Source organism: Amycolatopsis sp. NBC_00355, from assembly GCF_036104975.1.
GTDB lineage: Bacteria > Actinomycetota > Actinomycetes > Mycobacteriales > Pseudonocardiaceae > Amycolatopsis.
Map to the genome: position 1 here is coordinate 7911529 of NZ_CP107982.1, position 23707 is coordinate 7935235.

At 72.1% G+C, this 23707-nt stretch carries 21 protein-coding genes; 10 read left to right on the top strand and 11 right to left on the bottom strand.

Annotated elements, in window-relative coordinates; all coding sequences use genetic code 11:
* Positions 1-6: 6 nt before the first annotated feature.
* From OHS18_RS36470 to OHS18_RS36485, 4 genes are read left to right on the top strand one after another with little or no spacing between them, the layout of a single operon-like run.
* Positions 7-1362, top strand: a complete 1356-nt coding sequence (locus tag OHS18_RS36470; protein WP_328613825.1) for a nitrate/nitrite transporter — start codon at positions 7-9, stop codon at positions 1360-1362.
* A 1-nt stretch (position 1363) separates the two neighbouring features.
* Entirely contained in the window at positions 1364-3868 is a 2505-nt protein-coding gene (gene nirB, locus OHS18_RS36475; protein WP_328613826.1) for a nitrite reductase large subunit NirB, read from the top strand.
* Entirely contained in the window at positions 3865-4206 is a 342-nt protein-coding gene (gene nirD / locus OHS18_RS36480) for a nitrite reductase small subunit NirD (RefSeq protein ID WP_328444808.1), read from the top strand. Before nirB ends, nirD begins: the two co-directional genes overlap by 4 nt.
* Positions 4203-5306, top strand: coding sequence for a uroporphyrinogen-III synthase (locus OHS18_RS36485; RefSeq protein WP_328444806.1), 1104 nt, complete (start codon positions 4203-4205; stop codon positions 5304-5306). Before nirD ends, OHS18_RS36485 begins: the two co-directional genes overlap by 4 nt.
* A gap of 44 nt (positions 5307-5350) precedes the next feature.
* Here the strand turns inward: OHS18_RS36485 and OHS18_RS36490 are convergent, their stop codons facing one another.
* From OHS18_RS36490 to OHS18_RS36500, 3 genes are all read right to left on the bottom strand, one after another.
* Entirely contained in the window at positions 5351-5836 is a 486-nt protein-coding gene (locus OHS18_RS36490) for a hypothetical protein (RefSeq protein ID WP_328613827.1), read from the bottom strand.
* A 99-nt stretch (positions 5837-5935) separates the two neighbouring features.
* Positions 5936-7045 (bottom strand): DNA glycosylase AlkZ-like family protein, encoded by a 1110-nt coding sequence (locus OHS18_RS36495; RefSeq protein ID WP_328613828.1) that lies wholly within the window; start codon positions 7043-7045, stop codon positions 5936-5938.
* Between the two features lie 9 nt (positions 7046-7054).
* Positions 7055-7450, bottom strand: a complete 396-nt coding sequence (locus OHS18_RS36500; protein ID WP_328444800.1) for a DUF3224 domain-containing protein — start codon at positions 7448-7450, stop codon at positions 7055-7057.
* 63 nt (positions 7451-7513) lie between these two features.
* On the opposite strand from OHS18_RS36500, the gene OHS18_RS36505 reads away from it, so the two are divergent.
* Together OHS18_RS36505 and OHS18_RS36510 are read left to right on the top strand one after the other, a co-directional pair.
* Positions 7514-8482, top strand: coding sequence for a helix-turn-helix transcriptional regulator (locus tag OHS18_RS36505; RefSeq protein ID WP_328444798.1), 969 nt, complete (start codon positions 7514-7516; stop codon positions 8480-8482).
* The gene (locus tag OHS18_RS36510) at positions 8475-9281 is read left to right on the top strand and encodes a uroporphyrinogen-III synthase (RefSeq protein WP_328613829.1); all 807 of its coding nucleotides are present in this window, start codon (positions 8475-8477) and stop codon (positions 9279-9281) included. Before OHS18_RS36505 ends, OHS18_RS36510 begins: the two co-directional genes overlap by 8 nt.
* Before the next feature lie 173 nt (positions 9282-9454).
* On the opposite strand, the gene OHS18_RS36515 is transcribed toward OHS18_RS36510, so the two are convergent.
* The 6 genes from OHS18_RS36515 to OHS18_RS36540 form a co-directional block, all read right to left on the bottom strand.
* A complete protein-coding gene (locus OHS18_RS36515) occupies positions 9455-10252 on the bottom strand; it encodes a DUF899 family protein (protein ID WP_328613830.1) in 798 nt (265 codons plus the stop codon).
* Complete coding sequence (locus OHS18_RS36520) at positions 10252-11601, bottom strand: MFS transporter (protein ID WP_328613831.1); 1350 nt, start codon at positions 11599-11601, stop codon at positions 10252-10254. Before OHS18_RS36520 ends, OHS18_RS36515 begins: the two co-directional genes overlap by 1 nt.
* 21 nt (positions 11602-11622) lie before the next feature.
* Complete coding sequence (locus OHS18_RS36525) at positions 11623-11952, bottom strand: ArsR/SmtB family transcription factor (protein WP_328444790.1); 330 nt, start codon at positions 11950-11952, stop codon at positions 11623-11625.
* The gene (locus tag OHS18_RS36530; protein WP_326946355.1) at positions 11952-12386 is read right to left on the bottom strand and encodes an SRPBCC domain-containing protein; all 435 of its coding nucleotides are present in this window, start codon (positions 12384-12386) and stop codon (positions 11952-11954) included. Before OHS18_RS36530 ends, OHS18_RS36525 begins: the two co-directional genes overlap by 1 nt.
* Before the next feature lie 83 nt (positions 12387-12469).
* Complete coding sequence (locus OHS18_RS36535) at positions 12470-13321, bottom strand: siderophore-interacting protein (protein ID WP_328613832.1); 852 nt, start codon at positions 13319-13321, stop codon at positions 12470-12472.
* Between the two features lie 27 nt (positions 13322-13348).
* A complete protein-coding gene (locus OHS18_RS36540; protein ID WP_328613833.1) occupies positions 13349-13672 on the bottom strand; it encodes an MGMT family protein in 324 nt (107 codons plus the stop codon).
* 264 nt (positions 13673-13936) lie between these two features.
* Between OHS18_RS36540 and OHS18_RS36545 the strand changes: the two genes are divergently transcribed.
* Positions 13937-17110, top strand: a complete 3174-nt coding sequence (locus OHS18_RS36545) for an ATP-dependent helicase (protein ID WP_328618644.1) — start codon at positions 13937-13939, stop codon at positions 17108-17110.
* A 109-nt stretch (positions 17111-17219) separates the two neighbouring features.
* Positions 17220-20459 carry an ATP-dependent helicase gene (locus OHS18_RS36550; RefSeq protein ID WP_328613834.1) on the top strand — a complete coding sequence of 1080 codons (3240 nt, stop codon included), beginning with the start codon at positions 17220-17222 and terminating at the stop codon, positions 20457-20459.
* Positions 20460-20591: 132 nt separating this feature from the next.
* Here OHS18_RS36550 and OHS18_RS36555 read toward each other — a convergent pair whose 3' ends face one another.
* A complete protein-coding gene (locus OHS18_RS36555) occupies positions 20592-20960 on the bottom strand; it encodes a DoxX family protein (RefSeq protein WP_328613835.1) in 369 nt (122 codons plus the stop codon).
* Between the two features lie 91 nt (positions 20961-21051).
* On the opposite strand from OHS18_RS36555, the gene OHS18_RS36560 reads away from it, so the two are divergent.
* Together OHS18_RS36560 and OHS18_RS36565 are read left to right on the top strand one after the other, a co-directional pair.
* The gene (locus OHS18_RS36560) at positions 21052-22131 is read left to right on the top strand and encodes a potassium channel family protein (protein ID WP_328444780.1); all 1080 of its coding nucleotides are present in this window, start codon (positions 21052-21054) and stop codon (positions 22129-22131) included.
* A 114-nt stretch (positions 22132-22245) separates the two neighbouring features.
* Positions 22246-22683 carry a hypothetical protein gene (locus OHS18_RS36565; RefSeq protein ID WP_328618645.1) on the top strand — a complete coding sequence of 146 codons (438 nt, stop codon included), beginning with the start codon at positions 22246-22248 and terminating at the stop codon, positions 22681-22683.
* Here OHS18_RS36565 and OHS18_RS36570 read toward each other — a convergent pair.
* Positions 22676-23695: a neutral zinc metallopeptidase gene (locus OHS18_RS36570; protein ID WP_328459073.1), complete on the bottom strand. Its 1020-nt coding sequence runs from the start codon at positions 23693-23695 to the stop codon at positions 22676-22678. The two genes, OHS18_RS36565 and OHS18_RS36570, sit on opposite strands and share 8 nt — an antisense overlap.
* Positions 23696-23707: the final 12 nt, after the last annotated feature.

Consider the following 23707-nt stretch of genomic DNA (forward strand, 5'->3'; position numbering starts at 1 on the left):
AACGTGATGGCCCACCAAGGGAAGCACTGGATCGAGCACTGGGAACCCGAAGACGAGACGTTCTGGGAGGAGACCGGCAAGAAGGTCGCCCGCCGCAACCTGTGGTTCTCCGTGCTGGCCGAGCACATCGGGTTCTCCGTCTGGACACTGTGGTCGGTCATCGTCCTGTTCATGGGCAAGGACTACGGCTTCGACGCCGCCGACAAGTTCCTGCTCGTCTCGACGCCGACGCTGATCGGCGGCCTGATGCGACTGCCCTACACCTTCGCGGTGGCCAAGTTCGGCGGTCGCAATTGGACGGTCGTCAGTGCCCTCCTGCTGCTGATCCCGACGATCCTGGCCGCCGCGGTGCTGCACCCCGGGACCTCACTCGGCACGTTCCTGCTGGTCGCGGCCCTCGGCGGGGTCGGCGGCGGCAACTTCGCGTCGTCGATGACCAACATCAACACGTTCTACCCGGAGAAGCACAAGGGCTGGGCGCTCGGCCTCAACGCCGGCGGCGGCAACCTCGGTGTCGCGGCGATCCAGCTCGTCGGACTGCTCGTGATCGGCACGGCGGGCGCGACCGCGCCGCGGATCGTGCTGTACGTCTACATCCCGCTGATCGTGGTCGCGGCGGTGTGCGCGTACTTCTACATGGACAACCTCGCGACGGTGCGTGGCGACACCAAGGCGATGCGTGAGGTCGTCAAGGACCCGCACACCTGGGTGATGTCGTTCCTCTACGTCGGCACGTTCGGTTCGTTCATCGGCTACAGCTTCGCGTTCGGGCTGGTGCTGCAGAACCAGTTCGGCCGGACGCCGCTGCAGGCGGCCGCGGTGACGTTCCTCGGACCGCTGCTCGGCTCGCTCGCGCGGCCGGCAGGCGGCCGGCTGTCCGACCGGATCGGCGGCGGCAAGGTCACCTTCGCCACGTTCGTCGGGATGGCGCTCGCGACGGTCGTGCTGATCCTCGCCTCGACGTCGAAGTCCCTGACGCTGTTCACCGTCGCGTTCATCGTCCTCTTTGTCCTCACCGGCGTCGGCAACGGTTCGACGTACAAGATGATCCCGGCGATCTTCCGCGCGAAAGCCCGCACGGCGATCGCGAACGGTGCCGAGGAGGCGGCTGAACTGCTCAAGGCGCGGCGGCTGTCCGGTGCGCTGATCGGCCTGGCCGGCGCGATCGGCGCGGAAGGCGGGCTGTTCATCAACCTGGCGTTCCGGCAGTCGTTCGCCGACACCAAGAGCGGCGTGCCGGCGTTCGTCGGGTTCCTGGTCTTCTACGGGCTGTGCTTCGCCGTCACCTGGGCGGTCTACCTGCGCAAGCCCGCCGAACAGCCGAGTGAGCGCGGTCTGGCGCTCGCGGGAGCGGAGGTCTGAGATGCCCACCCTGGTCGTCGCCGGACACGGCATGGTCGCCCACCGCCTGGTGGAGGCGGTGCGCACCGCCGACAGCTCCGGAACCTGGCGGATCGTCGTGCTCTCCGAGGAGCCGCGCCCGGCGTACGACCGGGTGGCCCTGACGTCCTATGTGGACGGCTGGGACCCCGCGTCGCTGGCGCTGCCCGGCTCGGACTACGCCGGTGACTCCCATGTGGACCTGCGGCTCGGTGAACTGGCCGTGTCGGTGGACCGAGCCGCTCGCACGGTCGCCACCGCGTCCGGTTCCACCGTCTCGTACGACGCTCTGGTCCTGGCCACCGGCTCGCGGCCGTTCGTGCCGCCGGTGCCCGGGCACGACCTGCCCGGCTGTTTCGTCTACCGGACCATCGAGGACCTCGACGCGATCCGCGCGGCGGCCGAGCGGCCCGGCCGGGGACGACGGGCGGCCGTCGTCATCGGCGGTGGCCTGCTCGGCCTGGAGGCGGCCAAGGCGTTGCGGGACATGGGACTATCGCCGCACGTCGTCGAAATGGCGCCGCGGCTGATGCCGCTCCAGGTCGACGAGGGTGGCGGCTCGCTGCTGCGGCGGCTCATCTCCGGGCTGGATGTGACTGTCCACACGGGAACCTCGACCGACGCGATCGAGGCCGACGGCTCGCGGCTGGTGGCCCGCCTGGGCAACGGCACTGAGCTGGACGTCGACCTGGTCGTGTTCTCCGCCGGGGTGCGACCGCGGGACGACCTCGCGCGGCAGTCCGGTTTGGACGTCGGCCCGCGCGGTGGCGTACTCGTCGACTCTTCCTGCCGCACCGGTGATCCGGCGGTGTACGCGATCGGTGAGTGTGCCGCGGTCGAGGGCCGCGTCTACGGCATCGTGGCACCCGGGTACGCGATGGCCGAGATCGTCGCGGCGCAGCTGACCGGCGGTTCCGGGACGTTCCCGGAGCCGGACACGTCGACCAAGCTGAAGCTGATGGGCGTCGACGTCGCGTCGTTCGGTGACGCGCACGCGGCCACCGAGGGCGCGCTCGAGGTCGCCGTCAACGACGCGGTCGCCGGGACGTACAAGAAGCTCGTGGTCACCGACGACGGCAAGACGCTGCTCGGCGGGGTGCTGGTCGGTGACGCGGCGGAGTACAACACGCTGCGGGCCCTGGTCGGCCGTCCGCTGCCGGCCGAGCCTTCGGCGATCCTCGCCCCGGCCGGAGGCGGCGCCGCGGTCGGCGTCGACGCGCTGCCGGACGCGGCGCAGATCTGTTCGTGCAACGCCGTTTCCAAGGGCACGCTCACGCGGGCGATCCACGAGGACGGCTGCGACACCGTCGGCGAGCTCAAGGCATGCACCCGCGCCGGGACCGCGTGCGGCTCCTGCGTCCCGCTGCTCGGGAGGCTGCTGACCGCGGCCGGCGTCGAGCAGTCGAAAGCCCTGTGTGAGCACTTCGGACAGTCGCGGGCGGAACTGTTCGAGATCGTCCGGGCCACCCGGATCCCGACGTTCAGCGAGGTCATCGCCCGTTACGGCACGGGCACCGGCTGCGCGGTCTGCAAGCCCGCGGTGGCGTCGATCCTGGCCACGCTGGGCGGCGGTCACGTGCTCGGCGGCGAGCGGATGACGTTGCAGGACACCAACGACCGGTTCCTGGCCAACATCCAGCGCAACGGCACCTACTCGGTCGTCCCGCGGATCCCCGGCGGCGAGATCACGCCGGAGAAGCTGATCGTGATCGGGCAGGTGGCGAAGGACTTCGGGCTGTACACCAAGATCACCGGCGGGCAGCGGATCGACCTGTTCGGCGCCACGGTGGACCAGCTGCCGCTGATCTGGCGCCGGCTGGTCGACGCCGGGTTCGAGTCCGGGCACGCGTACGGCAAGGCGCTGCGCACGGTGAAGTCGTGCGTCGGGTCGACGTGGTGCCGCTACGGCGTGCAGGACAGCGTCGGCCTGGCGATCGAGCTGGAGCTGCGGTACCGCGGGCTGCGGTCGCCGCACAAGCTGAAGTCGGCGGTGTCCGGTTGTGCGCGCGAGTGCGCCGAGGCGCGGAGCAAGGACTTCGGGATCATCGCGACGGAGAACGGCTGGAACCTCTACGTCGGCGGCAACGGCGGCACGACACCGCGGCACGCGGAGCTGCTGGTGTCCGATGTGGACACAGAAACGTTGATTCGGACGATCGACCGGTTCCTGATGTTCTACGTCCGCACGGCCGACCGGCTGCAGCGCACGGCGCCGTGGATCGAGGAGCTGGACGGCGGGCTCGACCACCTGCGCGCGGTGATCGTCGACGACAGCCTCGGCATCTGCGAGGACCTCGACGCGGCGATGGCCAAGCACGTCGACAACTACGTCGACGAGTGGCGCGGTGTGCTGGAGGATCCGGAGAAGCTGGCCCGGTTCACCTCCTTCGTCAACGCGCCGGGCACGCCCGACCCGGCGATCTCGTTCCGGTCCGAGCGGGCGCAGAAAGTGCCGGTCATGCTGGGTGTCCCGGAGGTGCGGCGATGACGACGTCTCTCGAACGGACGTGGACGGCGGTGTGCGGCGTGGACGCGGTGCCGGAGTACTCGGGGGTCGCCGCCCTGCTGGACGGCGTCCAGGTGGCGATCTTCCGGCTGCCGGGTGCGCGGTGGTACGCACTGTCCAATTGGGACCCGTGCAGTGGCGCGGCGGTGCTTTCGCGGGGGATCGTCGGGGACGCCGGCGGGGTGCCCGTGGTCGCGTCGCCGGTCTACAAAGAACGGTTCGCGCTCGACAGTGGACAGTGCCTGGACGCCGAGGGCGTCTCGGTCCCGGTGTACGGGGTGCGCGTGCGAGAGGGCGTGGTCGAAGTGGAGTCGCCGTGACGGAAGTGCTCCCGCTGGCCGGTTTTGTCATCGGCATCACCGCGGCGCGCCGGGCGGACGAGCTCGGCGCGCTGCTGGTGCGCAAGGGGGCGGGCGTCCGGTACGGCCCGGCGATCCGGATCGTGCCGCTGACGGACGACACCGAGCTGCACGCGGCGACCGCGCGGCTGCTCGGCTCACCGGTGGACGCCGTGGTGGCGACGACCGGCATCGGCTTCCGCGGCTGGCTGGAGGCGGCCGAGGGCTGGGGCCTGGGGGAGGAGCTGGTCGCGCGCCTTTCGACGTCGATGCTGCTCGCGCGCGGCCCGAAGGTGACGGGGGCGATCCGCGCGGCGGGGTTGTCGGAGGACTACTCGCCGGCGTCGGAGAGCAACGCGGAACTCTTGCAGCACCTGCTGGCCACCGGCGTCTCCGGCAGGCGGATCGCGGTCCAGCTGCACGGCGAGCCGCTGCCGTACTTCGTGGACACGCTGCGCGAGGCGGGCGCGGAGGTCATCGAGATTTCGGTGTACCGCTGGGTCGGCCCGGTCGACCCGGGCCCGGTGGACCGCCTGCTCGACGGCGTGCTGGAGGGCTCGATCCACGCGCTGCCGTTCACGAGCGCGCCGGCTGTGGCTTCCTTGCTGGCTCTGGCCCGCCGCACGGGCCGGCTGCCCGGGTTGATCTCGGCGCTTTCGGGCCCCGTGGTGGCCGCGTGCGTCGGCCCGATCACGGCGGGTCCGCTGGCTGCGTTGGGTGTCCCGACGATCCAGCCGCACCGAGCGCGGATCGGCGCGCTGGCCCGGACGCTTGCGGAGACGCTGGTGGCGCGTTCGCCGCGGTTGCGGGCGGGCGGGCGGTGCCTGGAACTCCGCGGTGAGGCGGCCATTGTGGATGGTGAATGGTGCGAGGTCGCGCCGGCACCGATGGCGCTGCTGCGGGCATTGGCGGCGTCGCCCGGCCGGGTGGTGTCGCGGCGCGAGCTGATCGCGGCCTTGCCGGGCGGCGGCGAGGAGCACGCGGTGGAGACGGCGATCGGCCGGCTGCGGACGTCACTGGGTGGCGGGCGAGTGGTGCAGACGGTGGTGAAGCGCGGCTACCGGCTGGCGGTGGACGCCTGAGCGGGCTCGGAGATGACCGAGCCCGCTCTCGAGCCGGGCGAACGTCAGCTCGCGTCCGAGCGGGCATACGCGACGCAGTCGCCGAGCGGGTGGAGCTGGTCGTCCGCGAGGCAGGCGGACACGAAGGCCGCTCCGCCGGGGACGTCCGCCGGAACCGAGAAGGGGGTGATCGCGGCCTGGGCGGTCGGGCACAGGAGGCTGGTGCTCCGGACGTCCAGCTCGTGTACGGCGCTGTCGTAGGTGTACAGGTAGAAGCGCTGGCAGACGCTGTGGACCTTGCGTGTCCCGGTCACGCCGACGGAACGGTTGTACCAGGTCAAGGTGCCTTGGGCGTAGGAAGCGCCGTAGGGGACGTTGAAGTGGTTGGTGGGGTACGCGGCGCGGGCAGCGGCGGCCGCGGACGCGGCCAGCTCCGGCGAACCGGCCGCGGCGGCGGGCTGCACCACCGGCCCCGCCAGCAGACCTGCCGCGGTGGCGGCCACCGCCGCCGCCCCGGCGATCGCCCGGGTCCGAATCCCTGTCTGTCGCATCGACTTCACTCCCCGTCTCGCGGTTCCTGACGGCGGCTGCACGCCCGCGGGAGCCGGAAGGGTTAGGAGAGACGCGACTTTCACCCGGATGCCACGCGCCTAGACCGCCCAGGTGACGTCGTGTTTCGCGAACCCCCGGGCCGTCGCGACCAGCGCCGCTTCCGCTTCCGCGGCCTCCCGGGAGGCCGGTCGGAGGGGGTCGAACGGCGTCAGGGTGAACGTCAGCTTCGCGCCGCTCGCCTTCGTGCGCCACGTGCCCGCGATGTCGCCCTCGGCCAGCAGTACGCCCGGGTTGCCCAGCATCTTCCAGACTTCCTTGCGTCGCGCCGGGTCCGGGACCAGCAAGGCCTTGTCGCGCGCCTGGATGAACGGGTCCCACGGCGGCAGCAGCCGCACGACGTCCGGCTCCGGCGGGTTTTCCAGCGCCGGCAGACACGCAGAGGGCAGGTAGCGGGCCTTGCCCTCCACCCGCACCTCGGCCAGGTCAGCGGGCCACGTGCGGTCCACCACCGCCCGCGAAGTCCCGACGAACTCCGCCGCTTCGCCCGGGGACGCCGGGCCGTTGAGACGCAGGTACGACTCGACCACCGACGTCGCCGCCGTGGGGTCCGGCGTCTTGCGCATGCGGCCGCGGCCTTCCAGCGGTGCCAGCGTTGCCGGGGTGGCGCCCGCGACCAGGCGGAGGCCGCCGAGAGGGGCCGCGATGCGCATCAGCTGCTCGTGGATGTGCGTCGCGTCGCACCCCCGGCACCAGCGGGAGAACTCCGGCGGCACCAGCTTCGTCACCGCCGTCGAGACCGCGCCCTTGGTCATCTCCGACGTGACGACCTTCCGGAGGGCCGCGGCCGCCGTGAAGACCACTTCGGCCGCCGCCAGGCCCGTCGCCGCCAGTTCCTTGCGCTGCCACAGCATCCGGGCCAGCGCGTCCGCGTCGTCCAGCGGGACCAGGGCGCGGGTCACCTCGGTGAGGTCGTCGCGGAGGTGGAAGTGCGGCGCGCCCCGCAGCGTCCACGCCAGCACCAGGCGGTCGTCGTCGAGAATGGACGCGGACGACACGGAGGACACCCGGGCGACGGCGGCCAGCAGCGCGGTGTCGCGCATGCTGTCCTGCAGCCCGGCCCGGACGACGGCGAGCTCCGCGACGTCCTTCGCGTCACGGTGCAGCCCGTGCTCGGCGATGCGGTAGGCGAGTACCTGACGACGGTCCACCTGCGACTCCTAGATCGTGTACTCGAAGGTGTACCCCATTTTCTCCTCGCCCATCGCGCCCCCGACCGTGCCGGAGCCGGTGAGCCCGGTCAGCGCGCCGGTGCCGGAGCCGGGCACCACGGTGAACGTCGAGGCGATGCCCTTCGCGTCGAACGTGAACTCGTGACGCACGATGAACGTCCCTTCGCGACCGTCGACCTTGCCGTCGAAGCGCTCGAGGCTCGGCGACGTCGTCGAACCGCTGTCGTAGCCTTCGCCCGCGTAGTAGAGCAGCAGGTCGCAGACCGATTCACCCTCGATGACACCCTCGTACGCCATCGAGGCGTGCGCGTACGCCACCCGCGGCCCGTTCTCAGAGCCGCTGACGACGTTCTCTTCCCAGTTCTTCATGGTGAATGCGTTCATGGAAGACAGTCTGACGGTCATACCTGTCAGCTTGTGTCAGGTATTTCGGTCATACTGGGTGACATGCGCGCCAGCCGCCTCCTGTCCGTCCTCCTCCTGCTGCAGAACCGCGGCCGGATGACGGCGGAAGAGCTGGCCGAGGAGCTGGAGGTCTCGGTCCGCACGGTCTACCGGGACATCGACGCGCTCTCGGCGTCCGGCGTCCCGGTGTACGCCGATCGCGGCCGGACCGGCGGGTACCGCCTGGTCGACGGCTACCGGACGCGCCTCACCGGGATGACCGAGGAAGAGGCGCAGTCGCTCTCGCTGGCCGGGCTGCCCGTCGCCGCCGCCGAGCTGGGGCTCGGCACCGTGCTCGCGGCCGCCCAGCTCAAGCTCTACGCCGCGCTGCCGCGGGAGCTGCGCGACCGCGCCGGGCGCGTCGCCGAGCGCTTCTACCTGGACGTCCCCGGCTGGCACCGCGGCATCGAAAGCCTGCCGACGCTGTCCGCGGTCGCCGACGCCGTGTGGTCGGCGCACCGGATCCGGATCCGCTACGAACGCTGGGGCCAGCGGATCGTCGAGCGGGACGTCGAGCCGCTGGGGCTGATCCTCAAAGCCGGCAACTGGTACCTCGCCGGCCGCTGCGACGGCTCCGACCGGACCTACCGGATCTCGCGGATCCAGGAGCTGACGGACCTCGGCGAGGAGTTCGAGCGGCCGGCCGGCTTCGACCTCGCGGCCTACTGGCAGGAGTGGTCCGAGCAGTTCGAACGGCGGATGTACCCGCGTGTCGCCGTGGTGCGGCTGTCGCCGCGGGCGCAGGCTCTCGTACCGTTCTACGCGGGCTCCGTCGGGGCCCGGGCCCTGCGCGAGTGCCCGAACGAGCCGGCCGCGGACGGCTGGCTCACCATGGAGCTGCCGGTGGAGCCGGGCGAGCCGGCCATCGGCGAGCTGCTGCGCTTCGGGCCGCACCTGGAGGTCCTCGAGCCCGCGGACCTGCGGGCGCAGCTGGCGGAGGCGATCGAGGAGATGGGCGCGATCTATGGGTGAGCTGAGCGGGATCGCGATCGGCGTCACGGCCGAACGGCGGGCCGACGACTTCATCGAGGCCCTCGAACGCTACGGCGCCGATGTCCGCCACGCGCCCACGATCACCATCGTCCCCCTCGACGCCGATCCCGACCTGCGCGCGGGCACCGAAGCGCTGCTGGCCTCACCCGTCGGCTTCACGGCGATCACGACCGGCGCGGGTTTTCGCGGCTGGCTGGCCGCGGCCGACGGCTGGGGCCTGCGCGACCGGCTGCTGACGGCGCTGGGGGAGTCCCGGATCTACGCGCGCGGCCCGAAGGCCGTGGGCGCGCTGCGCGGCGCCGGGCTGCGAGAGTCCTTCTCGGCCGCTTCGGAGTCCAACGCGGAACTCTTCGGGACCCTCGCGTCGGCGGGGCTGGCGGGCAAACGCGTGGCCGTCCAGCTGCACGGGACGCCGTTGCCGGAGCACACGTCGGCGCTGGAACAGGCCGGCGCGCGGCTGGTCGCGGTCCAGCCGTACCGCTGGTATTCGCCGCCGGACGTGACTCCGGTGCACGCCCTGATCGACGCGGCGATCGCCGGTGAGCTCGGCGCGATCGCGTTCACCAGCGCCCCCGCGGCGGCGAACTTCCTGACCCTGGCCCAGGACTACGGCCGTTACGACGAGCTGCTGACGGCGTTGCGCGGCCCGGTGGTGTGCGCGTGCGTCGGCCCGGTGACGGCGGCGCCGCTCGAAGAAGCCGAGGTGCGCACGCTGCAACCGGACCGGCAGCGCCTGGGAGCGCTGGTGAAACTCCTGGTCACGACGCTCAAGGTGTAGCTGTCAACCGACTTGACGGCTTTCGGCCCGAGTTGTCCACATCGCGTCCGGCCATCCACAGATGTGCCGCGTCACCCATCCGGGGTGGGGTGGGCCGATAGACTGGAGCAGGGCACGCCCCCCTGGGTGTGGCGGGGGAGTTTCGGTTGGCGGCGACGGGCAAAGCGCTGCCCTCAGTGGCACTGGTGGGGCGGCTGGTACGGCGCCGTCGTGATGCCGAGGTCGTCGGAGCGGCCGGCCGCGAGCCGTGGCCACTGGGCGATGGGCCGGCCCGGGCCGGGTGTCCACGCGGGCGCGCCGGTGTCGGTCCGGACGTTCGTGCGGTCCTGCGGCCGGCCGTCCGGCGAGTCCTCCCAGGGCTCCTGGCGGCCGAAGACCGTCAGGTCCATCAGCGCGTAGCTGTAGTCCATCGCTTCCACCCCACGGCGTTTCGTCCAGTACGTCTCGAAGACGCGGTCGCCGTCCCGCAGGTAGCAGACCAGGTGGAACAGCCCGGCTTCGCGCCCGACGAGCAGCGTGCCGAGCGACGGCTGGGCCGAGTACCAGGGCATGCGCCAGTCCATGAAGCCGCGGTAGCGGAGGCTCGCGTCGTACGACTCCTGTGCGTCGGCCGGGCCGGTGGAAACGTTGCGGCCCTGGGAAAAGACCGCGTACGTGATGTCGCGCGAGTGCAGGTTGGCGAGTTCCGCGACCTGGTTCGTGTAGAACGTGCAGCCCTCGCACTGCTCGGAGGCGGGCCGGCCGGGGTTCCACATGAAGTAGTAGGCGATGAGCTGACGCCGTCCCTCGAACGCGTCGAGCAAGGTGACCGGGCCGTCCGGGCTGAGCAGCTCGAGGGTGGCGTCCACCTCGACCACCGGCAGCCGGCGCCGGGCCGCGGCGATGGCGTCACTTTCGCGGGTGTGAGCTTTTTCCCTGGCGCGCAAGACATCCAGCTCGGTCTGGAACGTGGCGCGGTCGACGATCTCCATCACGGCTCCTTCAGCTTGGCGGTGAGCAGGACGACGCTGGTGAGCGTGACGACCACGGCCACGCCCAGCGCGAGGTGGATGCCGGTCAGCTCGGCGGCTTGCGTCGCGGCGACGGCGCTCAGGACCGGGATGCCGACGGTGATGCCGACCTGCTGCGTCATCGACGTCAGCCCGGTGGCCAGGCCCTGCTCCTCGTCGGGAAGCCCGGACGTCGCGGTCACGGTGTACGCCACGATCGCGGCGACGTGCCCGAAGAACCCGATGAACAGGGCAGGCAGCAGGATCAACAGGGCACCGCGGCCGGGGCCGAGGAACAGCAGCGGCACCGTCGCCAGCGCCTCGACGGTCAGCCCGGCGGCCAGCAGGACGCGGCTGCCGAAGCGGCCGATGGCCCGCCCGGCGAGCACGCCCGCGGCCACCGACGCCAGACCCGGCACACCGAAGACCAGGCCGGTCGCCCACGGCGAAAGCCCCAGGATCCGCTGCAGGTAGAGGGTCGTCAGGAAGATCACCGCGGGTTCCATCGCGAACAGCACCAGCCCGGCGAAGTTGCCCCACTTGACCGTGCGGCGGGCCAGGATCCGCGGCGGCACGAGCGGCGCGGGTGAGCGCTGTTCGATCAGCCAGAACACCGTCAGCAGCACCACGCCGGCCACCGCGGCGAGCACGCTTTTGTCGATGACGGCGTAGACGAGCGCCAGCAGGCCGCCGCTGACCGTCAACGCGCCGGGCAGGTCCGGCCGCGCGCGGCCGGGAACGGTCGATTCGGGGACGAGGAACGGCGTCGCGACCAGGATGGCGGCGGCGACCGGGACGTTCATGAAGAACGCCGCGCGCCAGCTCAGCAGCCCGACGAGGGCCCCGCCGACCAGCGCGCCGACGGTGAAGCCGCCGGAGAGCAGGGCGCCGTTGAGGCCGAGGACGCGGTCCCGTGCCCGGCCTTCGGCGAACGTCGTGGTCAGCAGCGACAACGCCGAGGGCAGCGTCATCGCGGTGGCGAAGCCCTGCAACGCGCGGGCCGTCAGCAGCAGCTCCGGGGTCGTGGCGAGACCGCCCAGCAGCGACGCCGCGGCCAGCAGGGCCATGCCGGAGCGGAACATCCGCCGGCGGCCGAACAGGTCCCCGAGGCGGCCGCAGACCAGGGTGAAGCCGGCCGCGGGCAGGACGAACGCCGTGCTGACCCACGGCAGCGACGTCAGATCCAGCCCGACACCCGCGCCGACCTGCGGCAACGCGACGTTCAGGATCGAGAAGTCGATCGACAGCAGGAAGCCGGCGCCGAGCAGCACGGCCAGGACGGCGCGCTGTCTCGGCGTGAAATGGGCAGGGGGTAGCGCAACGACGGACACGGGTTCTCCTTTGGGAGGAAGTCAGTCCTGCTCGGCGGCCTCCGCGAGGCGCTTGATCTTGGCCAGCCGGCGGTCCCAGTCGGCGGCGAGCGAGGTCATCCAGCGGGCCGTCGCGTCCAGGGCTTCCGAACGCACGGCGTAGCGGACCTCACGGCCGATCTTCACGCTGCCGACCAGCCCGGCCGAGTCGAGGACGGTGAGGTGCTTGACGATCGCCTGGCGCGACACGGGGAGGCCGCCGGCCAGGGTCGTCGCGGTGGCCTGGCCGTGGGAGGCGAGCAGGTCCAGCAGCTGACGACGGGTCGGGTCGGCCAGTGCGGCCAGGACGCCGTCGACGACGTCGTGCGCCATTATTCGGCGCGTGCGGCGAGGGTGGTGAAGCACTGCTCCCAACCGCCGGTGTGGTCCTTGACGACGTTGCGGCGGTTCTCGTCGGACGTCGGCAGCGTGGCGAAGCCGCTCTCGACGACGCGCAGGCGGGTGCCGTCGCCTTCGGGGGTCAGGGTGAACTCGACGAGCGTCGAGTTGTCCTCACGCAGCTCCTCGCCGGGGAACGCGCTGACCCAGCGGTAGGCGAGGTAGTGCGGCGGGTCGACCTTCTCGACGCGCAGCGGGAACTCGCCGTGCTCCGAGTGCGTGACGACCAGGGTCTGGCCCTCTTCGGCCATGGTGCCCTGGATGGTTTCGTCGTCGGTGGCCCAGAAACCGGGCTCGGCCACCAGCGGCCAGACCTTGGCCGGCTTCGCGGCGATCACGATCTCGCGTTCGATGCTGTCGGTGCTCATCGGCACTCCTTCGTCGTCTCATGTGCAATGACACAGTTGCACATGACGGAGTGCGGTGCAACCCCAGGGTTGCACTTACGGCGTCAGTCCTCGGGGAGCTCGCCCGCTTCCACCGCGCGGAACGACTCCCGGCTCGCGGCCTCTTCGCTCATCCCGAGCCGCCAGTAGCCCGTGAAGCAGATCCGCCGCTTGTCGACCTCGCGCTCGCGCACGAGGTGCCGCCGCACGAGCTTCACCACGCCCGCTTCGCCGGACACCCACGCGTACGGCGTCCCGCTGGGGAAGGCCGCCGCGCGGACCGCCTCCAGCAACGCCTCGCCGTGCGGTCGCGCGCCGCGGACCAGCCAATGGACTTCGACCGCTCCGCGCGTCTCGAACGTCTGACGCTCTTCGCGCGCGGAGACCTCGATGTACGCCGAAAGCCGCGCACCGGCCGGGAGCTGCTCGATGATCGCGCCGATCGCGGGCAACGCCGTCTCGTCGCCGGTCAGCAGCTGCCAATCGGTGCCGGCCGGGACGTCGTAGAGGCCGTGCGGGCCCAGGAACGCGACGCGGTCGCCCGGTGTCACGCGGGACGCCCACGCCGAGGCCGGGCCGGTGTCGCCGTGCAGCACGAAGTCGACGTCGATCTCCGCGAAGAGCGGCCGGTGCGCGCGCACGGTGTAGGTGCGCATCGGCGGGCGGACGCCGTCCGGCATCGCGAGGTACGTTCGGTACCACGACAGGACGTCGGAACCGGTGTCCGGCAGGTTCGGCGTCTCCTGGCCGGGGAGCGGGAAGAAGACCTTGACGTACTGGTCCGGCGCGCCGGCGGGCACCTCGGCGAAGCTCGCCGCCTCGAACGTCACGCGCACCGTGTGCGGCGTGATCGGCCGGACCATCGTCACGCGGGCCCGGTGGTACGTCAGTGCCGGTCGCTCCACCTGCGTCGTCATTAGGCGAGGCTAACCTAAGGGCGTGGGTCAGAACAGTCCCGCCGGCCCGGAATCCTCCGCGCCTTCGGGCTGCCAGCGGTATTTCCGCAGGTCGACGCGTTGGCCGTCAGCCAGCACGCCCTCCGCGCGCAGCCGTTCGAGCTGGTCGTGGACCAGGTGCGGCGCCGGGGTCCCGTTGGCGCGCAGGATCCGGTGCCACGGCAGGTCGTGCCCGTCCTCGGCGAGGATCGCGCCGACCATCCGCGGCGAAGGGGCTCCGGCGAGAGCCGCGATGTCGCCGTACGTCGAGACGGTGCCGGCCGGCACCGACTCGATGATCTCCCGCACCCGCTCGTGCAGAACGTCGTCCATGCCCCCACTCTGCCGCACAGGTACGACACAGTGAGGCTTATTCAGCCGTCGCCCGGCGCAAGAGGGCACTTTTCGCCGCTCGGTCACAGTCCGTCGCGCCGGGCTAACCAGAATAAGCCTCATTCCGCAGCCGCCTGTCGCACCAGCGGTGACCTTCACCGAACACGCCGTCGCTTAGGTGTGCCGGTGCGACGCCCGTTACTCCGGACGTGGTTCCATCGCGGGGTGAACGGCAGGCGAACGGGACCGGCGAACGCGCGGCTGGTGCGCCCGCCGATCGCCGACCTGCCCACGTTCACCTGGGACAACGGTGCTCGGCGCGTACTGTCCGCACCCGGGGGTTTCCTGCGGGTGCTCGGCGGGCCCGGCACCGGGAAGACGACGCTGCTGGCCTCGGCCGCGACCCGCCGGATCGCCGAGGGCGCCGACCCGGAGAGCGTGCTGGTGCTGACCACCTCGCGCAAGGCCGCGGACGCGCTGCGGGCCGACATCACCCGCAGCCTCACCGCCGACCCCGACCTGGCGCGGCCGCTGCCCCGGACCGTCCGCGAGCCGCTCGTCCGGACCGTCCACTCGTACGCGTATTCGCTGCTCCGGCTCGAAGCGATGGGTGCGGAGCTCCCGGCGCCGCGGCTGCTCGCCGGGGCCGAACAGGACGTCGTCGTCCGCGAACTGCTCGCCGGTGACCTCGACGAAGGCGCCGAGAACTGGCCGGAGCAGCTGCGCCCGGCCCTGATGGTCCCCGGGTTCGCCGAGGAGCTGCGGGACCTGCTGATGCGCGCGGCCGAGCGCGGGCTCGGGCCGGCGGACCTCGCCGAGCTGGGCCGCCGCCGCGGCCGCGAGGAGTGGCTCGCCGCCGGGCTCTTCTGGGCCCAGTACGAAGAGGTCACGCAGCTGCAGGGCGCGGGCGGGAACGCGCTGGGCGTGGCGAGCGCGCCCGCCCTCGACGCCGCCGAGCTGGTCACCTCCGCGTTGCTCGCGCTGGAGGACGACGAGGAGCTGCGCGAGCGGGAGCGCACGCGCGTGCGGCACCTGTTCGTCGACGACGCCCACCACCTCGACCCGCTGCAGACCAGCCTGGTCCGGATGATCGGGCACACCGCGGCCGAGTTCGTCGTCGCCGGCGATCCCGACCAGAACGTCTATTCCTTCCGCGGCGCCGACGCGAGCCTGTTCGCCGACGCCGACCCGGACGGCAGCCGCACCATCACGCTCACGACGTCGCACCGGCTCGCCCCGGCGGTCCGCGTGGCGGTCGCGAAGATCGGCGCGACGCTGCCCGGGCTGTCGCAGCACCGCAAGATCGTCGCGCCCGCCGGGGCGACGGGCGGGAACGTCCGCGTGCGCGTGATGCCGACCCCCGCCGCCGAGGCGAGCTGGATCGCCGACCAGCTGCGCCGCGCGCACCTCGTCGACGGGGTGCCGTGGTCGGAGATCGCCGTGCTCGTCCGGTCGCCGGCGCGAACGTTCCTGGTGCTGCAACGCGCTTTGCGCGCCGCGGGCGTGCCGATCGGCTCGGCCACCGAGGAACTGCCGCTGGCGCGCCAATCCGCCGTGCGGCCGCTGCTGGCGGTGCTGAAACTCGCCCCTTCGCCGGACTTGCTCGACGTCGACCTCGCCGAGATGCTGCTGTCGTCGTCACTCGGCGGCGCGGATCCCTTGGCCTTGCGGCGGCTCCGGCGCGGTCTGCGACGGCTCGAGCTGGCCGGCGGCGGGCAGCGCTCGAGTGACGACCTGCTCGTGGAAGCCCTGCGTGGCGGGGACATCCTCATCGGGCTGGGTGACGCCGAGGCCGAGCCGGTGCGGCGCGTCGGGGGTCTGCTGCGCGTCACGCACCAGGCCGTCGCGCGCGGGGACGGCGTCGAGCAGGTGCTGTGGGAGCTGTGGAACGAAAGCGGCCTCCAGGAGAAGCTGCTGAAGCAGACCGAGCGCGGCGGTTCGCTGGGCGCGCAGGCCGACCGCGACCTCGACGCCGTCGTCGCGCTGTTCGACGCGGCCGGCCGGTACGTCGACCGGCTGCCGCGATCGAGTGTCGCGTCCTTCGCGGACTACCTCGGCGCGCAACAGATCGCGGGTGACACGCTCGCTCCCGCCGCCGTCCCGGCCGACGGCGTCTCGCTGCTCACCGCGCACTCCGCCGCCGGTCGCGAGTGGACGGTCGTCGCCGTCGCCGGGGTCCAGGAGGGCGCCTGGCCGGACCTGCGGCTGCGTGGATCCGTGCTGGGCGTGGAACGGCTCAAGGACCTGATGTCCGGTGTGGACGATGACGCCGTCTCCCAGACCGCGCCGATCCTGGCCGAGGAACGGCGGCTGTTCTACCTCGCGATGAGCCGCGCGAAGCAGACGTTGCTGGTCACCGCGGTCTCCGGCGAGGACGAACAGCCGTCGCGGTTCCTCGACGACCTGGAGGAGAACGGCGCCGACGACGGCGGCCTCGACTCGCGGATGAAGCCGCCGGGCCGGTCGCTGGTGCTCGCCGAGCTGGTGGGGGAGCTGCGTGAGGTCGTCTGCGACGACAAGGCCGACCCGGCGCGCCGGCGTCGGGCGGCCAAGCAGCTCGGGCGGCTGGCCGACGCCAAGGTCCCCGGGGCCCACCCGAGCACCTGGTACGGCCTGCTCCCGGCGTCCACCGACGAGCCGGTGCACCCGCCCGGCGACCTGATCCGGATCTCACCGTCCACAGTGGAAATCCTGACGAAGTGCCCGCTGCGGTGGATGATCGAGCGGCACGGCGGCAGCGATCCGGCGCAGCTGGCCGCCGTCACCGGGACGCTGGTGCACGGGCTCGCGCAGGCCGTCGCGTCCGGGAGCACCGACGCCGAGCTGCAGGCCGCGCTGGACGACGCGTGGGTGCGCGTCGACGCGGGCGCGCCGTGGTTCTCGAAGCGGGAGCGACGCCGGGTCGAGGGGATGCTGCAGAACTTCGTCACCTGGCTGGAACGCAGCCGGGCGGAGCTGAAGGAAGCCGGCGTCGAGCAGGACATCGAGGTCGAGCTGCCGGCCGGCGGCGAGGACGAGGTGCGCGTACTGCTGCGGGGGCGGGTCGACCGGGTCGAGCTGGATTCCGAGGGCCGGCCGGTGATCGTCGACATCAAGACCGGCAAGGTCCCGGTGTCCGGCGCCGACGCCGAGAAGCACCCGCAGCTCGCCGCGTACCAGCTGGCGGTGCTGCTCGGCGCGATCGAGGGACGCACGGAGGCGGGCGGCGCGCGGCTGGTGTACGTGGCCAAGGCCAACAACAAGACGGGTTCGACCGAGCGGTCGCAGCCACCGATGGACGAGGTGGGCGGCAAGCAGTGGCTGGACCTGGTCCGCGGCGCGGCGGCGTCCGCGGCGGGGCCGGACTACCAGGCGCAGGAGAACGTGGACTGCGACCGCTGCCCGGCGCGCGGCTGCTGCCCGCTGCGCCCCGAAGGCAGGCAGGTCCCAGGCCCATGACCGACCCGACCACCGTGCCAGGACCGGCACTTTCACGTGAAAGTGCCGCTCTGCGCGACAAAGCGGCACTTTCACGTGAAAGTGCCGCGTCGGTCCGTGAGGTGTGTGCGTGAGCCCGCTTGTCATCGCCAACACCGTCGAGCCTGCTGAGCTCGCCGACGCGCTCGGCCTGCACCGGCCGACTCCCGAGCAGGCCACGGTCATCGCCGCGCCCGTCGAACCGTCCCTCGTGGTCGCCGGCGCCGGCGCGGGCAAGACCGAGACGATGGCCGCGCGCGTGGTCTGGCTCGTCGCCAACGGGATCGTCAGCCCGGACCGCGTCCTCGGCCTCACCTTCACCCGCAAAGCCGCGCGCCAGCTCGGCGAACGCGTCCGCGCGCGGCTGCGCCGGCTCGCCGGCTCCGGCCTGCTGGACCGGCTCGACCCGTCCGGCGGCCTGCGGTCCACTGTGGTCGCCGGCGAACCGACCGTGCTCACCTACCACGCGTACGCCGGCCGCCTGCTGTCCGAACACGGCCTCCGGCTGCCCGTGCAACCCGGTGTCCGGCTGCTGTCGGAGACGTCGTCGTGGCAGCTCGCGCACCGCGTGGTGTCCACTTGGGACAACGAGCTGGACACCGACCGCGTCCCGCCGACGGTGACCGCCGACGTCCTGGCCCTGGCCGGTGAACTCGGCGAACACTTGGTGTCCACAGAGGAACTGGCCGACTACACGTCGTGGATGTGCCGGATCATCGAGAACGCGCCGCGCGCGAAGGGGCAGCGGGCCGCGTTGCCGCAGAAACTCACCGAAATCATGGCGGCGCAGCACTTCCGGCTCGCGCTGCTGCCGCTCGTCGAGGCCTACCACCGGCGCAAGCGCAACGAAGGCGCGCTGGACTTCGCCGACCAGATGTCGCTCGCCGCGCAGCTGGCGAGCGAGTACCCGTCGGTCGTGCGCGGCGAGCGGGAACGCTTCGGCGCGGTGCTGCTCGACGAGTACCAGGACACCGGGCACGCCCAGCGCGTGCTGCTGCGGGCGCTGTTCGGCGGCGTCGAAAACCCGCCGATGCCGGTCACCGCGGTCGGCGACCCGGCCCAGGCGATCTACGGCTGGCGCGGCGCGAGCGCGGCGAACCTGCCGCGCTTCACCACGGACTTCCCGCGTTTTGACGGCGAACGCCTTGTCCCGGCTCATGATTTCGGCCTGCTGACCAGTTTCCGGAACCCGCCGGAGATCCTCGACCTCGCCAACGCGATCGCCGAACCGCTGCGGGCGCGCGGCCTCGGCGTCGAACGGCTGCGGGCGCGTGAGGGCGCCGGGCCCGCGGACATCGCGTGCGCGCTGCTGCCGGATGTCCGCGCCGAACGCGAATGGGTGGCCGACGCGCTCGCGCGGCGCTGGTACGCCGTGCAGGAGCAGACCGGCAAACCGCCGACCGCGGCGGTGCTGGTCCGGCGCCGTGCCGACATGGCCCCGATCGCCGCCGAGCTGCGGGCCCGCGGGCTGCCGGTCGAGGTCGTCGGCCTCGGCGGGCTGCTGGACGAGCCCGAGGTGGCGGACCTCGTCTCGACGTTGCGCGTGCTCGCCGACCCGCTCTCCGGGAGTGCGGCGGCGCGCTTGCTGACCGGCGCGCGCTGGCGGCTCGCGGCGGCCGACGTCGCGGCGCTGTGGCGGCGCGCGGGAGAACTGTCGAGTCCCGAGAAGTCCGACGGCCCGGAGCTGGTCGTGGAGCGCGTCGAGCAGGCCGGGCTGATCGACGCGATCGACGAACCCGGCTCGCCGGAACGGTATTCCGAAGAGGGGTACAAGCGGATCCGGCGGATCGGCTGGGAGCTGGCGGCGCTGCGGCGGCGGCTCGACCAGTCACTGCCGGAGCTGGTCGCCGACGTCGAGCGCACGCTGCTGCTGGACGTGGAGTCGCTGGCGCGTCCGGGATCCGCCGGGCGGGCGCACCTGGACGCGTTCGCCGAAGTCGTCACGGATTACGCCGAGACGGCGCCGACGGCGACCTTATTGTCCTTTGTGGACTACCTGAACACCGCGGCGCACGCCGAAGACGGGCTGACCCCGGGTGAGGTCGAGGTCGTGCCGGACCGGGTGCAGGTGCTCACCGTGCACTCCGCGAAGGGCCTCGAGTGGGAGGTCGTCGCCGTGCCGCACCTGGTGCAGGACGTCTTCCCGGGCCGGCGGCGGTCGTCGTCGTGGCTGCGGACGGCGACGTCGCTGCCCGCTGCGTTGCGCGGCGACGCCCAGGACCTGCCCGAGCTGCGGATCGCCGACGGGTACGACCGCAAGGAAGTCCAAGAAGGACTGGAGCTGCACGAGGCGGGTTTCGTCGAGCGGGAGCAGTCGGAGGAACGGCGGCTCTGCTACGTCGCGCTGACCCGGTCGGAGCACGCGCTGATCGTCTCCGGGCACTGGTGGAACGAGAGCAGCAGCCGGGCGAAGGGGCCGTCGGAGTTCCTGACGGAGATCGCCGGCGTCGTCCGGGAATCCGGCGTCGGGCAGCTCGGCGACTGGGCGCCCGAGCCGTCGGCCGACGACGAGAACCCGCTGGTGTCGGACTCGCGCACGGCCCGCTGGCCGGTCGACTCGCTGGCCGACCGCCGCACCGGCGTCCAAGGTGGAGTGGACCTGGTTTTCGAGGCGCTGTCGGCGTCTTCCGAGGAGGAAGAGTCCGAAGAGGACGATCCCGACGGCTGGCTCACCGACACCGACGTCCTGCTGGAGGAGTGGGCGCGCAAGGACGACCAGATCAAGCGGGTCCCGCTGCCGTCCCGGCTTTCGGTGAGCCAGCTGGTCGCCCTGGCCGAGGATTCCGCGCAGCTCGCGACGGACCTGCGTCGCCCGCTTCCGATGGCGCCCAACAGTTTCGCCCGCCGCGGCACGGAGTTCCACAGCTGGCTGGAGCGCCGCTTCGGGGGTGACCAGCTCATCGAGATCGAGGATCTGCCGGGCGCCGCCGACTTCGCCGAGATCCCGGACCCCGGCCTCGAAGAGCTGCAGACGCAGTTCGACAAGAGCGAGTGGGCCTCGCGCGTCCCGCACGCCGTCGAGATCACGTTCTCGGCGGACGTCGAGGGCATCACCCTGCGCGGCCGCATGGACGCCGTCTTCTGGAATCCCGACGGCTACTGGGAAGTGGTGGACTGGAAGACGGGCTCGGTCCCGCCGCAGTCCCGGCAGGCGGTGCTGTCGGTCCAGCTGGCGGCGTACCGGATGGCCTGGGCGGCCTTGAAGAACGTCCCGGTGGAGCAGGTCCGCGCGGCGTTCCACTACGTCCGCGCGAACCACACGATCCGCCCGGCCGACCTCCTGGACGCCGAAGGCATCCGCCGTCTCCTCCGCGACCTCCCCGAGTCCTGACCCTCGTACCCGGAGGGTCGGCTCGCGTACCTGAAGGGTCGGCTCGCGTACCTGGAGGGTCGGCTCACGAACCGACTGTGTGGGTACGCGAACCGACTGTCTGGGTACGCGAGTCGACCCTCCAAGTACGGGTTACGCGGCGTCGCGGACTTTCAGGGCCCAGGCGATCAGCGGCCACTGCAGCGGCAGCCGGCCGAACGCGATCGCTCGCTGGGGGAGCGGCGCCCGACGGGCGTCCACTGCCATCTTCACGTTGCCCGGGAAGACGCCCAGGAAGAGCAACGCCGCGGCCAGGGCGCCCAGCCGGCGGGTCCGCGGGGCGGCCACGGCGGCCGCCACCGTCAGTTCGGCGGCGCCCGAGCCGTACGTCCACGCTCGCCGGGAACCGGGCAGTGAGCGGGGGATCAGGCCGTCGAACGGCTTCGGGACGGCGAAGTGCAGGACGCCCATGAAGCCCAGCGCAGCTGCCATGACGTGCGCGGGCCGTTGCGAGGTTGCCATGATCCCATCGTTCCACGCGGCGGGCCGCCGTCCGGTTCGGCTATCCTCCGGGCGTGAGTGACGCTCGACACCTGCCTGCGGGAGCGGGTGCATGAGGGCCCTGAGGCGGCTGCCGCTCGGCAGCCTCACCGATCGGCCCGACCACGAGCTCGTCGGCGTCCTGCGGATGCCCGAGCTGACCGTCAGCCCCCTTCGCGCCATCATGAAGCGGGTGATCGGCGCGACCCTCGCGCTGCTGCTGACGGTGATCATCGTCTACCTCGACCGCGACGGTTACCGCGACGCGAACGGTGACGGCCTGTCCCTTCTGGACAGCCTCTACTACGCGACCGTCTCGCTTTCGACCACCGGCTACGGCGACATCGCGCCCGCCACGTCGTCCGCCCGCCTGGTGAACGTGCTGGTGATCACCCCGCTGCGGGTGCTCTTCCTCATCGTCCTGGTCGGGACCACCCTGGAAGTGCTCACCGAGCGCTCCCGGCAGGCGTTCAAGATCCAGAAGTGGAGGACGAAGGTGCGCGACCACACGGTCGTCGTCGGGTTCGGCACCAAGGGCCGGTCCGCCGTCAACGCCCTGCTCGGCGACGAGAACGTCGAGCCCGGCCAGGTCGTCGTCGTCGACACCGACCAGCAGGCCCTCGACGCCGCGAGCGCGCTCGGCCTGGTCGCCGTGCACGGCTCGGCCACCCGGTCCGACGTCCTGCGCGTCGCCGCGGTGCAGCACGCGCGCGCCGTCGTCGTCGCGCCGAACCGGGACGACACGGCGGTGCTCGTCACGCTCACCGCCCGCGAGCTCGCGCCCCAGGCGCACATCGTCGCGTCGGTGCGGGAGGCGGAGAACGTCCACCTGCTCAAGCAGTCCGGCGCCGACCAGGTCGTCGTCTCCAGCGAGACGGCCGGGCGGCTGCTCGGCATGGCGACGTCGACGCCGCTGGTCGTCGACATCATGGAGGACCTGCTCACCCCGGAGTCCGGCCTGGCCATCGCCGAGCGCGCGGTCGAGCCGGCGGAGGAAGGCGGGTCGCCGCGGCACCTGCCCGACCTCGTCCTCGGCCTGGTCCGCGACGGCGTCCTCTACCGCGTCGACGCTCCGCAGGCCGACGCGATCGAGCCCGGCGACAAGCTCCTCTACGTCAAAAAGGTGACGCAAGCGGAGAAGATCGAGCGGTAGGTCCGGTTCGCCCGGCGGACCAGCGGATCGAGACCAGGGCGCCTGGGTTTTGCCCGCGGGATCTGGAACCATGACCGGGTGCCCCCGCGACCTCTCGCCCTGAAGTGGCCCACGGTGGCGATCCCCGCCGCGGCGGGTGTGCTCGTCGTCGTGCTGGCGTGGCTCGCCGGGCCCGGGTTGCTCGGGATCGGCAACGACGACGCCGGCGTGCCGGTGTCGGCCGAGGTCACCAAGCCCGCGCCGTGCGACCGGCTGGACCCCGTCGAGACGGTGCGGTTCACCGTCGGCGGCAAGACCCACGAAGGCACGCTCAACGGCTGCGGTCACGGCCAGAACGAGCACGTCGAAGTCGGCATCCCGGACGAGCTCCCGGACCAGGGCACGGTCACCGTCCGCGCGGCGGACACGTCGGCCGGCGCGTCGGACGCCCGGCGCCCGCTGGGGCTCGCGCTGCTGGTGTTCGCCTGCTTCTCCGGCGGGATCTTCGTCTACACCTGGCTGCGGCTGCCGCCGAAGCCGGACCCGAAACCGAAGCTCGCGAAGGTCAGCTGACTTCGGTCGACGGCGCCGCGAAGGTGTTGCAGTCGGAGATCCGGTTGCTCGTCGCGCCCGCCCGCCACCACGACGCGTAGTGCGCGTTGGTGCCGTGGTCGTGGCTGCGGGAGGTGTTGTCGCCGCGGGTCTCCTGGTCGTTCCAGGCCTTGTTGTACATGTCGCGGTTGATCGTGCCGCCCTGGTCGACGTGCGCGCCGAGGAACATCCCGGAGAAGCACTGGGCCTGCAGTTCCTTGCGCCGGGACATCTCGAGCCCGGCGGGGCTGTTCTGGCCGGCTTCGTAGATCTTCTGCCAGGCCGCGTCCATCAGCCCGGCGACCTCCTGAACGTGGTGGCCGTACTCGTGGGCGAACAGGGCCAGGTAGACGCCGGGGTTGTTGCCGTACTGGTCGGTCTGCAGCCCGCGGAAGGGCACGTACAGGTTGTTTTCGCAGTAGTACGCGGCGGTCGCGATGCCGACCTGGATGGTGCCGCACTCGGTCTCGAAGCTCGCGCCGGTCGGGAAGTGCAGCGCGGGCGGGGTGAACGGCAGGCCGTAGGCGGTGAGGAACGGGCCCCACGCGGCGTCCAGGCACTTGCTGGCGGCCGTGAAGAAGGCTTCCGCGCCGGCCTGGGTGCTCTGCCACGCCGGCAGCGTGCAGACGCGGTTCTGCAGCCCGGCGTTCGGGTCCTGCAGGATCGGGTGGTCGGCCAGCTTGAGGATCTTCTGCGGGCCGGTCGCGCTGGGCGTGGACAGCTCGGTCGACGGGCCGGGGGACGCCGACGCCGGAGCGCCCGCACCCCCGGGGAGCTGCGAAGGAGCGTCCTGGGACGACGGCGTGTCACGGTAGTTCGGGCTCGCGAGCGGGGTGTCCTGGCGGTTGAGCGCCACGATGGCGACCAGCCCGAGGACCAGCACGGCCACGGCGCCGAGGCACACCCCGATCACCGCCGCCGGCGACCGGCGCCGGGGCGCGGACACGGTGTGGGGATGACCCAGCCACGCGGGAGCCGGTTGCGCATCCGGCACCGGCGGCGGCTG

What these genes read in the sequence shown, in the direction of transcription:
- OHS18_RS36530 (WP_326946355.1), bottom strand. Translation starts at nt 12,386, where the DNA reads ATGAGCACCGACAGCATCGAACGCGAGATCGTGATCGCCGCGAAGCCG.
- OHS18_RS36515 (WP_328613830.1), bottom strand. Translation starts at nt 10,252, where the DNA reads ATGGAGATCGTCGACCGCGCCACGTTCCAGACCGAGCTGGATGTCTTG.
- nirD (WP_328444808.1), top strand. Translation starts at nt 3,865, where the DNA reads ATGACGACGTCTCTCGAACGGACGTGGACGGCGGTGTGCGGCGTGGAC.
- OHS18_RS36500 (WP_328444800.1), bottom strand. Translation starts at nt 7,450, where the DNA reads ATGAACGCATTCACCATGAAGAACTGGGAAGAGAACGTCGTCAGCGGC.
- OHS18_RS36490 (WP_328613827.1), bottom strand. Translation starts at nt 5,836, where the DNA reads ATGCGACAGACAGGGATTCGGACCCGGGCGATCGCCGGGGCGGCGGCG.
- OHS18_RS36555 (WP_328613835.1), bottom strand. Translation starts at nt 20,960, where the DNA reads ATGGCAACCTCGCAACGGCCCGCGCACGTCATGGCAGCTGCGCTGGGC.
- OHS18_RS36470 (WP_328613825.1), top strand. Translation starts at nt 7, where the DNA reads ATGGCCCACCAAGGGAAGCACTGGATCGAGCACTGGGAACCCGAAGAC.
- OHS18_RS36510 (WP_328613829.1), top strand. Translation starts at nt 8,475, where the DNA reads ATGGGTGAGCTGAGCGGGATCGCGATCGGCGTCACGGCCGAACGGCGG.
- nirB (WP_328613826.1), top strand. Translation starts at nt 1,364, where the DNA reads ATGCCCACCCTGGTCGTCGCCGGACACGGCATGGTCGCCCACCGCCTG.
- OHS18_RS36560 (WP_328444780.1), top strand. Translation starts at nt 21,052, where the DNA reads ATGAGGGCCCTGAGGCGGCTGCCGCTCGGCAGCCTCACCGATCGGCCC.
- OHS18_RS36535 (WP_328613832.1), bottom strand. Translation starts at nt 13,321, where the DNA reads ATGACGACGCAGGTGGAGCGACCGGCACTGACGTACCACCGGGCCCGC.
- OHS18_RS36505 (WP_328444798.1), top strand. Translation starts at nt 7,514, where the DNA reads ATGCGCGCCAGCCGCCTCCTGTCCGTCCTCCTCCTGCTGCAGAACCGC.
- OHS18_RS36525 (WP_328444790.1), bottom strand. Translation starts at nt 11,952, where the DNA reads ATGGCGCACGACGTCGTCGACGGCGTCCTGGCCGCACTGGCCGACCCG.
- OHS18_RS36540 (WP_328613833.1), bottom strand. Translation starts at nt 13,672, where the DNA reads ATGGACGACGTTCTGCACGAGCGGGTGCGGGAGATCATCGAGTCGGTG.